The organism is Kosakonia pseudosacchari, assembly GCF_900184035.1.
Classification (GTDB): Bacteria; Pseudomonadota; Gammaproteobacteria; order Enterobacterales; family Enterobacteriaceae; genus Kosakonia; species Kosakonia pseudosacchari.
Window position 1 is genome coordinate 324,280 of the sequence record NZ_FXWP01000010.1, and the last position, 14,987, is coordinate 339,266.

10 protein-coding genes and 1 riboswitch are annotated in these 14,987 nt (G+C 57.4%); of the genes, 2 read left to right on the forward strand and 8 right to left on the reverse strand.

Features of this window, described 5'->3' with window-relative positions; translation table 11 throughout:
- Positions 1 to 9: 9 nt before the first annotated feature.
- From rapA to araB, 5 genes are all read right to left on the reverse strand, one after another.
- A complete protein-coding gene (gene rapA / locus BN2591_RS07915; protein WP_086870479.1) occupies positions 10 to 2,916 on the reverse strand; it encodes an RNA polymerase-associated protein RapA in 2,907 nt (968 codons plus the stop codon).
- A 225-nt stretch (positions 2,917 to 3,141) separates the two neighbouring features.
- Entirely contained in the window at positions 3,142 to 5,499 is a 2,358-nt protein-coding gene (gene polB / locus BN2591_RS07920; protein ID WP_086870481.1) for a DNA polymerase II, read from the reverse strand.
- A gap of 73 nt (positions 5,500 to 5,572) precedes the next feature.
- Positions 5,573 to 6,268: an L-ribulose-5-phosphate 4-epimerase gene (gene araD, locus BN2591_RS07925; protein WP_086870483.1), complete on the reverse strand. Its 696-nt coding sequence runs from the start codon at positions 6,266 to 6,268 to the stop codon at positions 5,573 to 5,575.
- Positions 6,269 to 6,317: 49 nt separating this feature from the next.
- Positions 6,318 to 7,820: an L-arabinose isomerase gene (gene araA / locus BN2591_RS07930; RefSeq protein ID WP_017457902.1), complete on the reverse strand. Its 1,503-nt coding sequence runs from the start codon at positions 7,818 to 7,820 to the stop codon at positions 6,318 to 6,320.
- A gap of 10 nt (positions 7,821 to 7,830) precedes the next feature.
- Positions 7,831 to 9,522, reverse strand: coding sequence for a ribulokinase (gene araB / locus BN2591_RS07935; RefSeq protein ID WP_065369315.1), 1,692 nt, complete (start codon positions 9,520 to 9,522; stop codon positions 7,831 to 7,833).
- Positions 9,523 to 9,859: 337 nt separating this feature from the next.
- On the opposite strand from araB, the gene araC reads away from it, so the two are divergent.
- Together araC and BN2591_RS07945 are read left to right on the forward strand one after the other, a co-directional pair.
- Positions 9,860 to 10,705 carry an arabinose operon transcriptional regulator AraC gene (araC, locus tag BN2591_RS07940; RefSeq protein WP_086870485.1) on the forward strand — a complete coding sequence of 282 codons (846 nt, stop codon included), beginning with the start codon at positions 9,860 to 9,862 and terminating at the stop codon, positions 10,703 to 10,705.
- 127 nt (positions 10,706 to 10,832) lie between these two features.
- The gene (locus BN2591_RS07945; RefSeq protein WP_086870487.1) at positions 10,833 to 11,603 is read left to right on the forward strand and encodes a DedA family protein; all 771 of its coding nucleotides are present in this window, start codon (positions 10,833 to 10,835) and stop codon (positions 11,601 to 11,603) included.
- On the opposite strand, the gene thiQ is transcribed toward BN2591_RS07945, so the two are convergent.
- The 3 genes from thiQ to thiB are packed head-to-tail and all read right to left on the reverse strand — an operon-like array spanning position 11,597 to position 14,851.
- Complete coding sequence (gene thiQ, locus BN2591_RS07950) at positions 11,597 to 12,298, reverse strand: thiamine ABC transporter ATP-binding protein ThiQ (RefSeq protein WP_086870490.1); 702 nt, start codon at positions 12,296 to 12,298, stop codon at positions 11,597 to 11,599. The two genes, BN2591_RS07945 and thiQ, sit on opposite strands and share 7 nt — an antisense overlap.
- Positions 12,282 to 13,892, reverse strand: coding sequence for a thiamine/thiamine pyrophosphate ABC transporter permease ThiP (thiP, locus tag BN2591_RS07955; RefSeq protein ID WP_086870492.1), 1,611 nt, complete (start codon positions 13,890 to 13,892; stop codon positions 12,282 to 12,284). Before thiP ends, thiQ begins: the two co-directional genes overlap by 17 nt.
- Positions 13,868 to 14,851: a thiamine ABC transporter substrate binding subunit gene (gene thiB, locus BN2591_RS07960; RefSeq protein WP_086870494.1), complete on the reverse strand. Its 984-nt coding sequence runs from the start codon at positions 14,849 to 14,851 to the stop codon at positions 13,868 to 13,870. Before thiB ends, thiP begins: the two co-directional genes overlap by 25 nt.
- A 30-nt stretch (positions 14,852 to 14,881) precedes the next feature.
- A riboswitch (TPP riboswitch) is annotated at positions 14,882 to 14,982 on the reverse strand.
- Between the last annotated feature and the right edge of the window lie 5 nt (positions 14,983 to 14,987).

A 14,987-nucleotide genomic window follows, 5' to 3' on the forward strand; every position in this document is an offset into this window, starting at 1 on the left:
GGGGCTCCGTTATTGGTGCGTCACAACAATCAAACGCAGCGCATCAAGCCGCCAGCTTGCCTGCGCCAGGCTTTCCAGCACTTGCAGACGGTTGCTCTCAATCGCGGCCAGTTCATCGTCGCGGATGTTTGGGTTAACCGCTTTTAACGCTTCCAGGCGCGCCAGTTCCGCCGACAGTTTTTCATCCGCTTCGCTGCGCGCGGCGTCAATCAGCGCGCGTGCGGCGGCTTCCACCTGCGTTTCGCCTTTTTGCAAAATGGTGTGAACCTCCTGCTGCACCGCGTTCACCAGCTTGCTGCCAGTATGGCGATTCACTGCGCTAAGCTGGCGGTTGAAACTTTCGAACTCCACCTGGGCCGCGAGGTTGGTGCCGTTTTTATCCACCAGCAGGCGGATCGGCGTCGACGGCAAGAAGCGATTAAGTTGCAGCTGCTTCGGTGCCTGCGCTTCCACCACGTAGATCAGCTCCAGCAGCAGCGTACCAACCGGTAGCGCTTTGTTTTTCAGTAGCGAAATCGTACTGCTACCGGTATCGCCAGAAAGGATCAGATCCAGACCGTTACGAATGATCGGATGTTCCCAGGTGACAAACTGCGCGTCTTCGCGCGAAAGCGCGACGTCACGATCGAAAGTGATGGTGCAGCCATCTTCCGGCAGGCCCGGGAAGTCCGGCACCAGCATATGATCCGATGGCGTCAGCACGATCATATTTTCACCGCGATCGTCCTGGTTAATGCCAATGATATCGAACAGATTCATGGCGAAGGCAATAAGCGCCGTGTCGTCGTCCTGCTCGGCAATGCTTTCCGCCAGCGCCTGCGCTTTTTCTCCGCCGTTAGAGTGGATCTCCAGCAAGCGGTCGCGACCTTGTTCCAGCTGTGCTTTTAGCGCGTCGTGCTGCTCACGGCAGGTTTTGATCAACTGATCAAAACCGTCAGTATCTTCCGGTGCTGCCAGGTAGTTAATCAGCTCATTGTGGACGCTATCGTAGATTGTGCGCCCGGTCGGGCAGGTGTGCTCGAAGGCGTCCAGCCCTTCGTGATACCAGCGCACCAGTACGGACTGCGCGGTTTTTTCCAGATAAGGCACGTGGATCTGGATATCGTGCGCCTGACCAATACGATCCAGACGGCCGATACGCTGCTCCAGCAGATCCGGGTTAAACGGCAGATCGAACATCACCAAATGGCTGGCGAACTGGAAGTTACGCCCTTCAGAGCCGATCTCCGAACACAATAGCACCTGCGCGCCGCTATCTTCTTCACCAAACCATGCCGCTGCGCGGTCGCGTTCAATGATCGACATACCTTCATGGAACACCGCCGCACGGATGCCTTCACGTTCGCGCAACACCTGCTCCAGTTGCAGCGCGGTGGCGGCTTTGGCGCAGATCACCAACACTTTTTGCGAACGGTGGCTGGTAAGGTAGCCCATCAGCCACTCAACGCGCGGGTCGAAGTTCCACCATGTTCCGGTATCGCCTTCAAATTCCTGATAAATCTGCTCCGGATAGAGCATATCGCGGGCGCGCTCTTCCTGGCTTTTACGTGCGCCCATAATGCCGGAGACTTTAATCGCCGTCTGATACTGCGTCGGCAGCGGCAGCTTAACGGTGTGCAGTTCGCGTTTCGGGAAACCTTTTACACCGTTACGGGTGTTGCGGAACAGCACACGGCTGGTGCCGTGTCGGTCCATCAGCATGGAAATCAGTTCCTGGCGCGCGGCAGTCGCGCCTTCGCGATCGCTGTTGGCGGTTTGCAGCAGCGGTTCGATATCCTGCTCGCCCACCAGATCGCTCAACATATTGAGGTCATCGTTGCTCAGGCGTTCGCCTGCCAGCAGCAGGGCGACGGCATCGGCGACCGGACGGTAGTTTTGCTGCTCTTCCACAAACTGGGCGAAATCATGGAAACGGTTCGGGTCCAGCAAGCGCAGGCGGGCAAAGTGGCTCTCCATCCCCAATTGTTCCGGGGTGGCCGTCAGCAGCAGAATGCCCGGTACGCGCTCGGCCAGTTGCTCAATTGCCTGATATTCACGGCTGGCTTCGTTTTCGCTCCACACCAGATGGTGTGCTTCGTCGACCACCAGCAGATCCCATTCGGCATCACACAGGTGCTCCAGGCGCTGCTTGTTACGGCGCACGAAATCGAGCGAGCAAATCACCAGTTGCTCGGTATCGAACGGGTTGTCGGCATCGTGCTGTGCTTCGGCGTAACGTTCATCATCAAACAGGGAGAAACGCAGGTTGAAGCGGCGCAGCATCTCAACCAGCCACTGATGTTGCAGGGTTTCCGGTACCACGATCAGCACGCGTTCAGCCGCGCCTGCAAGCAACTGTTGATGCAGGATCATCCCGGCTTCGATGGTTTTCCCAAGACCCACTTCATCCGCCAGCAGCACGCGCGGCGCATGGCGACGACCCACATCGTGAGCGATATGCAACTGGTGCGGGATCAGGTTGGTGCGCTGACCGCGCAAGCCACTCCACGGCATACGGTACTGTTCACTTTGGTATTTACGCGCACGAAAACGCAGCGCGAAGCGATCCATACGGTCGATCTGCCCGGCGAATAAGCGGTCTTGCGGTTTGCTGAACACCAGTTTGCTGTCGAGTAACACTTCGCGCAGGGTGACATTGCTTTCCTGCGTATCCAGGCGTGTGCCGGTGTAAGCGAGCAGCCCGTTTTCCTCTTTTACGTCTTCAATTGTGAGCTGCCAGCCATCATGGCTGGTCACCGTATCACCGGGGTTGAACATCACACGGGTAACCGGAGAGTCGCTGCGAGCGTATAGACGGTTTTCACCCGTTGCCGGAAAAAGGAGGGTGACCGTGCGCGCATCCATTGCGACGACTGTGCCAAGTCCGAGTTCGCTTTCCGTGTCGCTAATCCAGCGTTGACCAAGTGTAAAGGGCATAAATGAACTCTATATCTCAAATTGCAGGCAATAGTTCGTCACCGCCTGAAGGCAGGCGGGCGTATAAAATTTGGGGCCAGAAAAAGGAAGGGCGCTATGGTAAAGGAAGCAATCCCTTTCGTCACTACCTATACCTGCCGTCTTTCACGCCGTATCGCGGTGAAAATCTGAAATAGCCAGGATAGAGCGGTAGCGTTGCAAGCCGGGAAACTCGACAGGTAAATCTCAAAAGAGTCCCAACTGCCCTGTAAGTAGTGTAGCAAAATCGTCGTCAATGAAAGGCAGAATTCCCTCAGCGACCGGCTGTAGCTGCTTACTCAGATAGTGATCGTAATCGAGCGGCGAGTGCTGGTAATCCACCGGCTCTGGCCCGCTGGTGGTCCAGACATATTTGATGGTGCCGCGGTTCTGATACTGCGCCGGGCGGCCCCGTTTGCGGTTCTCTTCATCCGCCAGCCTCGCTGCACGCACGTGCGGCGGCACATTACGTTCATATTCCGAAAGCGCTCTGCGCAGGCGCTTGCGATAAATAAGTTGATCGTCGAGTTCGCCCGCCATCAGGCTGGCAATGGTTTCGCGCACATAATCCTGATAAGGCTCATTGCGAAACACGCGCAGGTAGAGTGTTTGCTGGAACTGCTGCGCCAGCGGTGTCCAGTCGGTACGTACGGTTTCCAGCCCCTTAAACACCATGCGCTGATTCTCGCTTTCCTGAATCATCCCGGCGTAACGCTTTTTACTACCCTGTTCGGTGCCGCGAATGGTGGGCATCAGAAACCGGCAGAAATGGGTTTCAAACTCCAGCTCCAGCGCGCTTTCCAGTTGCTGGCTTTTCAGATGCGCCGACCACCAGTCATTGACGTGTTCGACCAGCGTGCGGCCAATACGCGCGGCGTCCTCTTCGCTGTGGGCTTTTTTTAGCCAGACGAAGGTGGAGTCGGTGTCGCCATAGATAACGTCGTAACCCTGCGCTTCAATCAGCGCTTTGGTCTGGCGCATGATCTCATGACCGCGCATGGTGATCGACGATGCCAGCCTGGGATCGAAAAAGCGGCAGGCGCTGGTGCCAAGCACGCCGTAAAACGCATTCATAATGATCTTCAGCGCTTGCGAAAGTGGCTTGTTGCCGTGACGTTTGGCTTCATCGCGCCCGTGCCAGATCTGCCCGACAATCCCCGGCAGACAGTGTTTTTCACGCGAAAACCACGCGCCAAGAAACCCCTCGGTACTGTGCGCGTTATCCGGCTGCGCCATGCCCTCAACCAGGCCGACGGGATCAATCAGAAAGGTGCGGATAATAGACGGGTAGAGGCTTTTGTAATCCAGTACCAGCACCGAGTCATACAGGCCTGGGCGCGAATCCATCACATAACCCCCGGGGCTGGCCTGCGGCGGCACGCCACCGAGATTCGGCGCGACATAGCCTGCACGATGCATACGCGGGAAATAGAGGTGGCTGAAGGCCGCCACCGAGCCACCATGGCGATCAACGGGCAAACCATTCACCGTGGCGCGCTCCAGCAGAAACGGCATGATCTCCGTTTTGTGGAAGATGCGTGTCACCAGTTCACAATCTTTCAGGTTATAGGTTGCGAGCGCCGGTTTATCCTCTGCGAAACGCCGGTCGATCTCATCCATGCGATCCCACGGATTATCAATCGCTTTGCCTTCGCCAAGCAGCTCTCTGGAGACGGCTTCCAGCGAGAAGGAGGAGAAGTTCCAGAACGCGGATTTCAGCGCTTCAATCCCGTCAATAATTAGCCGGCCTGTCGCCTGCGCGAAGAAGACGCCATTTTTAAAACCGTGCTCGCGCCACTCCAGCTCGCTGCCGTTACGCCCGAGCGTCAGCGGAACACGGTAGCGCTCGGCGCTTTTTTGCAGCACGCGCAAATCGAACTGCACGACGTTCCAGCCAATAATCACATCCGGATCGTGCGCGGCAAACCAGGCGTTGAGTTTTTCCAGCAGTTGCGGGCGGCTGGCGACATACTCCAGTTCAAAATCCAGCCCCTGTGCGTTGCCGTTTTCTGGCCCGAGCATATAGACCGTGCGCTGTCCGCAGCCCTCAAGGCCGATGCAGTAAAGTTCGCCGTGGCGGCTGGTTTCGATATCCAGCGACACCCATTTCAGCGGCGGGCGATAGTGCGGGCTGGGTTTCAGCCGCGCGTCAACCAGCGCGGCACCTTGTGGCGTGCCGTCAACCCACACCGGCGCGGTAATAAAGCGCTCCATCAGAAAGCGTTCCGGCGGGCGGATATCGGCTTCGTAAACGGTGATGCCGTCATCGCGCAGCATTTTTTCAATGCGCATCAGTTGGCGATGGGCGCGGCAGTAAAGGCCATATACCGGCTGGCGATGAAAGTCGTTCAGGTTCAGCGGCGTTAAACGCCACTGCTTTTCGGCGCGCAGCAGCAACTGCACTTTTTCTACCTGCGCGGCGGGAATAAAGGCGACCGACTCTTGCGGTGGCAGCACGACACGCAGCGGGCCATTATCCGTCGCCAGCCAGAATTCTACCTCGGTTCCGCCGGGGGTATCCCGCCAGTGTCGGGTTAAAATAAAACCTTCTTGCGCCTGCGCCACAGCCGTCTCTCATAAAACAAAACCAGGCGAGATTATAGCCTGGTTTGTTGTCGAGTGCTGTGGTTTTATACAGCTATTGGCCGTAGTACGCTTTCGCGCCGTGTTTACGTAAATAGTGTCTATCCAGCAAGGTTTGTTGCATGGCGGGTAATTCAGGCGCGAGCTGGCGGCAGAAAATGCCCATATAGGCCACCTCTTCCAGCACGATGGCATTATGTACCGCGTCATCCGCGTTTTTGCCCCAGGCGAACGGGCCGTGAGAATGCACCAGCACGCCGGGCATTTGCGCCGGATCGATGCCTTTCTTCTCAAAGGTCTCGACGATCACATTGCCGGTTTCCCATTCGTATTCGCCGTTGATCTCCTCATCGGTCATCTTACGGGTACACGGGATCTCGCCATAAAAATAGTCGGCATGCGTGGTGCCGGTTGCCGGGATCGGCTGACCGGCCTGCGACCAGATGGTGGCGTGGCGCGAATGGGTGTGCACAATACCGCCGATGGTCGGAAACGCCTGGTACAGCAGGCGGTGAGTCGGCGTATCGGAGGAGGGTTTTTTCGTGCCTTCAACCACGTCGCCGGTAGTGATGTTGACGACCACCATATCGTTAGCGGTCATGATGCTGTAGTCCACACCCGAAGGTTTAATCACCATCAGGCCGCTTGCACGGTCAACGGCACTGACGTTGCCCCATGTCAGCGTGACCAGGTTGTGCTTCGGCAGCGCCAGGTTGGCTTCCAGCACCTGCTGTTTCAATGCTTCTAACATGCGTTCCTCCAGGAAAGATGGCCTGCCGCAGCAGGCCGGGTGTTCCCTGTTAACGTTTTGAACCGTAATACACTTCGTTCCAGCGCAGCGCGTCTTTAAACGCGGGCAGGCGGGTGTCGTTGTCGATAACCGTCAGCTCAAGATCGTGCAGTTCGCTGAACTGGCGCATATCGTCGAGCGTCAGCGCCTGGCTGAAGACGGTGTGGTGCGCGCCACCGGCGAGGATCCACGCTTCAGACGCCGTCGGCAGATCCGGTTGCGCTTTCCACAACGCGTTGGCGACCGGCAGCTTCGGCAGGTCGTGCGGGGTTTTCACCGCCTCAACACAGTTCACCAGCAGGCGGAAACGATCGCCTAAGTCGATCAGACTGGCGTTAATCGCCGGGCCGGTTTTGGTGGAGAAGATCAGGCGTGCCGGATCGGCTTTGCCACCGATACCGAGGTACTGCACATCCAGCGTCGGTTTTTCGTCAATGGCGATAGAAGGGCATACTTCCAGCATGTGCGAGCCAAGCACCAGATCGTTGCCGTGCTCAAAGTGATAGGTGTAATCCTCCATAAAGGAGGTGCCACCGTTCAGCCCGCCGGACATCACTTTCATGATGCGCAGCAGCGCGGCGGTCTTCCAGTCGCCTTCACCGGCGAAGCCGTAGCCTTGTTGCATCAAACGCTGTACCGCCAGACCCGGCAATTGTTTCAGGCCGTGCAGATCTTCAAAAGTAGTAGTGAAGGCATGGAAACCGCCCTCTTCGAGGAAGCGTTTCAGACCCAGTTCGATGCGCGCGGCGTCAAGCACGTTCTGGCGTTTATCGCCATGAACCTGCGCGGCAGCCGTCAGGCGATAGCTGCTTTCATACTCATCAACCAGCGCGTTGACATCACCCTCGCTCACGGCGTTCACCACTTGCACCAGATCGCCTACGCCCCAGGTATTGACCGAGAAACCGAACTTGATCTGTGCGGCGACTTTATCGCCGTCAGTGACGGCTACTTCGCGCATGTTGTCGCCGAAACGCACCACTTTCAGCTGGCGGGTATCCTGTTTAGACACCGCCTGGCGCATCCACGCGCCGATGCGTTGATGGGCGTGTTGATCCTGCCAGTGGCCAGTCACCACGCTGTGCTGCTGGCGCATACGCGCGCCGATAAAGCCGAACTCACGGCCGCCGTGCGCGGTCTGGTTGAGGTTCATAAAGTCCATGTCGATGCTGTCCCACGGCAGGGACGCATTGAACTGGGTGTGGAACTGCAGCAGCGGCTTATTGAGGATAGCGAGGCCGTTAATCCACATTTTCGCCGGCGAGAAGGTGTGCAGCCACACCACCATCCCGGCACATTTATCATCGTAGTTGGCGTCGCGGCAGATGTGGGTAATCTCATCCGGCGTGGTACCCAGCGGTTTCAGCACCAGTTTGCAGGGGAGTTTCGCTTCCGCATTGAGGGCGTTGACCACCTGTTCGGCGTGCTTCGTCACCTGTTTCAGGGCTTCCGGCCCGTACAGGTGCTGGCTGCCAATGACGAACCACACTTCATAATTGTCGAAAATAGTCATGATCTTGTCCTTAATGAGTTAACGCGGCCTGCGAGACTGTCGCGGCTGAAGGGAGATAGTGTTGCTCGGCGCTCTTCGCCCACTGCTGATAGCGGCGATAGAGGCGCTCAAACTGTTGCGCCTGCGCGGTCGGTTGCAGAGTTTTTTCGATAGCGCTGGCCATTTTCAGCTGCGCCGCCGGGATATCGGCATGCACACGCGCGGCGACAGCGGCGAAAATCGCCGCACCCAGCGCGCAGCACTGTTCAGATTCAACCACCTGTAATGGGCGGTTCAGCACATCGCAGCAGGCCTGCATTACGCCGAGGTTTTTACGTGCGATACCGCCGAGCGCCATTACGTTGTCGACGGCAATACCCTGTTCGGTGAAGCACTCCATAATGGCGCGCGCGCCGAACGCGGTTGCGGCAATCAACCCGCCAAACAGCGCCGGGGCGTCGGTGGCGAGATTCAAATCGGTGATCACCCCTTTCAAACGCTGGTTGGCGTTTGGCGTACGGCGGCCGTTAAACCAGTCCAGGATCACCGGCAGATGTTCGAGCGACGGATTTTTTACCCACGCATCGGTCAGTGCAGGTAAGAGTTGTTTCTGGCTGGCTTTGATCTGCGCTTTCAGCTCCGGGTGCTGCTGCGCCAGCTGTTCCAGCGGCCAGCCAAGCACGCGGCCAAACCAGGCATAGATATCACCAAAAGCGGATTGCCCGGCTTCAAGGCCGATAAAGTCCGGCACCACGCTGCCATCGACCTGGCCGCAAATGCCTTTCACTGCGCGCTCGCCAACGCTTTGTTTGTCGGCAATCAGAATGTCGCAGGTAGACGTACCAATGACTTTCACCAGCGTATTCGGCTGTGCGCCCGCGCCGACGGCGCCCATATGGCAGTCGAACGCGCCGCCGGAGATGACGACGGATTCAGATAATCCAAGACGCTGCGCCCATTCGGCAGTCAACGTGCCGACGGGTAAATCTGCGGTATAGGTGTCGGTAAACAGTGGCCAGTTCAGGTGTTTGTTAATGATGGGATCGAGTTCATCAAAGAACGCGGCGGGCGGCAGGCCACCCCAGCTTTCATGCCACAGGGATTTATGCCCGGCGCTGCAACGCCCGCGACGAATGGCTTCCGGGCGCGTGGTGCCGGAGAGCAGGGCAGGAACCCAGTCACACAGCTCAATCCATGAAGCGGCCGCCTGCGCGACGGCGCTATCCGCGCGGGTGACGTGCAGGATTTTTGCCCAGAACCATTCGCTGGAGTAAATGCCGCCGATGTAGCGCGAGTAGTCAGTTTTGCCGGGGGTGTGGCACAGGCGGGTGATGGCTTCTGCCTCTTCGACGGCGGTGTGGTCTTTCCACAATACAAACATCGCGTTCGGGTTGTCGGCGAATTCGGGGCGCAGCGCCAGTACGCGGCCTTCGGCATCAATCGGCGCGGGTGTTGAACCGGTGCTGTCGACGCCAATGCCTTTGATCTCAGCGCGTTGCGCGTCGCTCAGTTCTGCCAGCACATTTTTCAGCGCCGCTTCCATCGACTCGATGTAATCGCGCGGGTGGTGGCGAAATTGGTTATGCGGCGCATCGCAATAACGCCCCTCCTGCCAGCGTGGATACCACTCGACGCTGGTGGCGATCTCCGCCCCGGATGTGCAGTCTACCGCCAGCGCACGTACTGAATCGCTGCCGAAATCGAGGCCAATTGTGATTGCCATGTATCTTGCTCCATGAAGAATAACCGTTAGAAAAACGATAGTGAGCGGCGGCAAAAACCGTCAGGCAGGATCCGCTAATCTTATGGATTAAAATGCTATGGGATCGTAAAGTGTGACGCTGTGCAAAAATTCGATGTGGACATTTCTGCCGCCTTTATAGACACTTCCGTTATCCCTTTTTGCCCTGTTCAACGGCGTTAAAAAGGCGTAATCGCTTTTATCTGGCGGGATTGGACAATTGGCATGTTTACGCCCTTCGCCTGCGGGCGGCTGAGGAAAGACGGGATTCTCAATATGGACAATTGGTTTCTTTACCAGGCACGGGAGTATTGCGTTTATGGCTGAATCACAGAACGATCCACTGCTGCCAGGGTACTCGTTTAATGCGCACCTGGTGGCGGGGCTAACCCCCATTGAAGCTGACGGTTATCTCGATTTTTTTATCGACAGGCCGCTAGGCATGAAGGGCTATATCCTGAATCTCACCGTGCGCGGCGAGGGTGTGGTGATGAACCACGGCAAGCAGTTTGTTTGCCGGCCTGGCGATATCCTGCTTTTCCCGCCGGGAGAAATTCACCATTATGGCCGCCACCCTGACGCTAGCGAGTGGTATCACCAGTGGGTTTACTTCCGTCCGCGCGCTTACTGGCACGAGTGGTTGAACTGGCCGACACTGTTCGCGCAAACCGGTTTTTACCGCCCGGATGACGCGCATATGGAGCGTTTTCGTGAGCTTTTCGCGCAAATTATCGATGCCGGGCAAAGCGTTGGGCGCTATGCGGAGCATCTGGCGATAAATCTGCTGGAACAGCTGCTCCTGCGGCGTATGGAAGCGATTAACGAATCGCTGCACCCGCCGCTGGATAACCGCGTACGCGACGCCTGCCAGTACATTAGCGATCACCTGGCGGATAACCATTTTGATATCGCAAGCGTTGCTCAGCACGTCTGCTTATCGCCTTCGCGTTTATCCCACCTGTTTCGTCAGCAACTGGGCGTGAGTGTGTTGAGCTGGCGCGAGGATCAGCGGATCAGCCAGGCAAAATTACTGCTTAGCACCACGCGGATGCCGATTGCCAGCGTTGGGCGCAATGTTGGCTTTGACGATCAGCTCTATTTCTCGCGGGTTTTTAAAAAATGCACCGGTGCCAGCCCCAGTGAATTCCGCGCGGGATGTGAATAAAAAGTAAAGAATGGCAATGAAAGGTTCTGCAATGTGACATAACCGGTAAAATTTTCAGATAATTGAAAGCTTGACGCTTACGGATGACCTCCGGAGAATCCAGCGTTCATTCTGAACAGGACACCTTATGGAAGCGTTGCTGGAACACTTTATTACCCAATCTGCCATCTATTCGCTGGTGGCGATTATGCTGGTGGCGTTTTTTGAGTCGCTGGCGTTAGTCGGGTTGATTTTACCCGGCACGGTAATGATGGCGGCACTCGGGGCGCTTATCGGCAGCGGTGAGGTGAACTTCTGGCATGCGTGGCTGGCGGGGATTGTTGGCTGCCTGCTCGGCGACTGGATCTCCTTCTGGCTGGGCTGGCGCTTTAAAGGGCCGCTGCACCGCTGGTCGTTTATGAAAAAGAACAAAGCGCTGCTCGATAAAACCGAACACGCATTGCATCAGCACAGCGTATTTACCATTCTGGTTGGGCGTTTTGTCGGGCCAACGCGCCCGCTGATCCCAATGGTTGCCGGCATGTTGGATCTGCCCATTCGCAAGTTTTTGCCGCCGAATATTGTTGGCTGCCTGCTGTGGCCGCCGTTCTACTTCCTGCCCGGTATTCTGGCCGGTGCGGCAATTGATATCCCCGCCGATATGCAAAGCGGCAACTTCAAATGGCTGTTATTGCTGACTGCGCTGCTGCTATGGCTGGCTTGCTGGTTGTGCTGGCGGTTATGGCGTGCGGGGAAATCCGGCGTTGACCGTTTGACAAACTACCTGCCACGCCGCCGCCTGTTGTGGCTGGCACCGGGCATGCTGGTCGTTGCTGTTGCGGCGGCGATCGCGCTGGCACAGCACCCGCTGATGCCGATTTATCTCAACATTTTAGGCGACGTTATCCGCGGTCACTGACCGCGAATACCCAGCAAGCCCGATGCGGACGATTTGCCGCTGAGCAACGCGTCCGTGTTGCCATCCCATGCAATGCGCCCGTCGGCAATAACCAACGAACGTGCGGCAATCCGCGCCGCATCCTCCACGCTGTGCGACACCATCAGCAGTGTTAACTGCTGGCGACGGCATACCGTCTGCACCAGCGCGAGCATCTCCTGGCGCAGCGCCGGGTCGAGCGCGGAAAACGGTTCATCAAGCAATAACACAGGTTGTTCGCGCACCAGGCAGCGCGCCAGCGCCACACGCTGACGCTGACCACCGGAAAGCTGCTCCGGCAGACGCGCCAGCAGTGATTCCAGCCCCATGGTTTCGGCGATCTGCTCAAGTTTATGCTGCTGGTCGCTATTCAGCTTCAGGCCTGGGTGTAACCCCAGCCCGATGTTTTGCCGCACAGTCAGGTGGGTAAAGAGGTTATTTTCCTGAAACAGCATCGATACCGGTCGCTGCGAGGGCGTGGTATGCGTGTGATCCTCGCCCGCGATGGTTATTGTGCCGCTGGCGGGACTAAGAAACCCGGCGACCAGGTTAAGCAGCGTGCTTTTTCCCGCGCCACTTGGTCCTAGAACGGCAATCTGCTCGCCCCGGGTAACAGAGAGGGAAAAGCGCATTGGCAGATGGTGATAAAGCCAGGTGACATCAGTCAGTCTTAACATGGCGGCCCGGAAGTTTTTCAATCACGGTGAATAAGAAAAAGCACAGCAGCAGCAAGATGAGCGCGGTTACCGCGCCGTCCTGGCTGCGGTACGACCCAATCTGCTGATAGAGATAAAACGGCAGCGTGCGAAAGTCGTCATTACCAAACAGCGCCACCACGCCAAAATCGCCAATCGACAGTACGCAGGCAAACGCCAGCGCCTGGGCCAGCGGGCGCTTCAGCGCGCGTAGTTCGACCACGCGCAGGCGCTGAAATCCCTGCATTCCCAGCGACTGGCACAACATGCTGTAGCGGGATGTCAGATCGCGCATCGGGTTTTCCAGTACTTTCAGCGCATAAGGAATGGCCATCAGCGCGTTAGTAAAAATGACGATGCCATCGGCGGAAGCGGGCAGGCCAACGCTGTTATTGAGCAGCAGAAAGAAGCCCGTCGCCAGCACGATCCCTGGCATCGCGAGGATCAGCATGCCGCTGATTTCCAGCGCTTGCCCGGCCATGGTTTGCTGGCGCGCGCGTAACTCCCGGCTGCTCCACAACAGCATCATGGTCAGCACGACGCACAATAGCCCTGCGCCCAGAGCGATGCGCAGCGATGTCCATACCGCTTGCCACAACACAGGCTCGGCCAGCACTTTCACCAGGCTCAGATTGAGGCCATCGACAATCACAGCCAGCAGCGGTGGCAGCAGTAATAACAGAGCCAGCACAATCAGCGTGCTATCCGCGACCTTGCTGAACAGCCGATCCTCCGGGTTGCGCCAGCCAGTAATCTGGTGGCTACCGACGGCGATCGCTTTGCTCATGCGCTGGCTCAGCAGCACCAGCCCGAGGCAGCAGATCATCTGGATCAGCGCCAGCATCGCCGCACGGGCGGGATCAAAATCGAAGCTCAGCGCCTGGTAAATTGCCAGTTCAATGGTGGTGGCCTGCGGCCCGCCGCCCAACGACAGCACGGTGGCGAAACTGGCGAAGCAGAGCATAAAAATCAGCGCGGCGACCGGCGGGATCTGGCGACGTAACCACGGCCATTCGACAAAACGGAAGAATGCCCAGCCGCGCATACCAAGCTGTGCGGCCAGTTGCCGTTGCTCGCCGGGGATCTGCTCCAGCGTTTGTAGCAGCAGGCGCGAGGCCATCGGCAAATTAAAAAAGACGTGCGCCAGCAAAATGCCCTGCAAACCATAGGGCGAGAACGTCCACTCCACGCCAAGCTTGTGCCAGAGCGTTGCCAGCCAGCCCTGACGGCCATACACACTAAGAATGCCGAACACGGCGACCAGCACCGGCAGGATCAGGGTCATGGCGCACAGGCGCAGCAAGGCGAGACGACCAGGGAAACGCCGCCGGTAGAGCGCGCGGGCAAGAAATATCGCCGGTACGACAGAGAGCAGCGCGGAGAGAAACGCCTGCCAGAAGGAGAAACGCACCACATGCCACAGGTAGCTGTCTTGTAAAAAATCAGCCAGCCCGCTAAACGGGGCGTTTTGCCACAGCGCAAGAAACGCGGCCAGCGCCACCGCCACCATCAACGTGGCGGCGGTGAGGCCGGGTAGCAGCCAGCCCGCAATCAGCGGCTGACGGCGCGTTGCCATGCATTAATCCATGTTGCGCGCTGAGTCGCGACCTCCTGCGAAGAGTATTCCAGCGAGGTTTGCGGTTTCACCAGTTGGTCGAAGCCCGCAGGCAGCGTCACATTGGTGACCGGGTACATCCAGTTACCGCTCGGGATAGTGTTCTGGAACGCGGGAGAGACCATAAATTTCAGGAATTTTTCCGCCAGTTCCGGCTGTTTACTGGCAGCGGTACGTGCCGCGACTTCGACCTGCAAATAGTGGCCTTCGCTGAAATTCGCCGCCGCGTAGTTGTCTTTCTTCTCTTCAATAATGTGGTAAGCCGGAGAGGTGGTGTAACTCAGCACCAGGTCGCTTTCCCCTTTCAGGAACAGACCATAGGCTTCGCTCCAGCCTTTGGTGACGGTGACCGTTTTGGCCGCCAGTTTCTGCCACGCTTGCGGGGCTTTGTCGCCATAGACTTTCTGCATCCACAGCAGCAGGCCGAGACCCGGCGTGCTGGTTCGCGGATCTTCGTAGATAACGCGCCATTTCTGATCGCTTTCGACCAGCTCTTTCAGGCTTTTCGGCGGGTTTTTCAGTTTGTTTTTATCGTAGACAAAGGCGAACCAGCCGTAATCGAACGGTACAAACGTGTCGTTCTTCCAGCCGCCCGGCACGTTAACCGCATCGGTGGCGACGCCACTTTTGGCGAACAGTTTGGTTTGTGTCGCGGCTTCCAGCAGGTTGTTATCCAGTCCAAGCACCACGTCGGCTTTGCTGTTTTTACCTTCCATGCGCAGGCGGTTAAGCAGCGAAACACCATCTTCCAGCGCCACAAATTTCAGCTCGCAGTTGCAGTCGCTTTCAAAGGCTTTTTTTACCGCAGGCCCTGGGCCCCAGTCGGCAGAGAAGGAGTCGTAGGTGTAAACAGTCAGTACGGGTTTAGCAAAAACAGGCGCTGCGATCAGCAGCAGAAACGGCAGTGATTTTTTTAACACTTTGCACCTCAAAATGGGTGGCAAAGGATTTTGAGAGGTAGCCTCAAATCCCTTCGCCGGCGTTATCCGGATCAGGTTCGACGGGTATTTTCTCAGCACACGCGCATGGCGCAGCACCCCGTTGAGAACGCCGCTA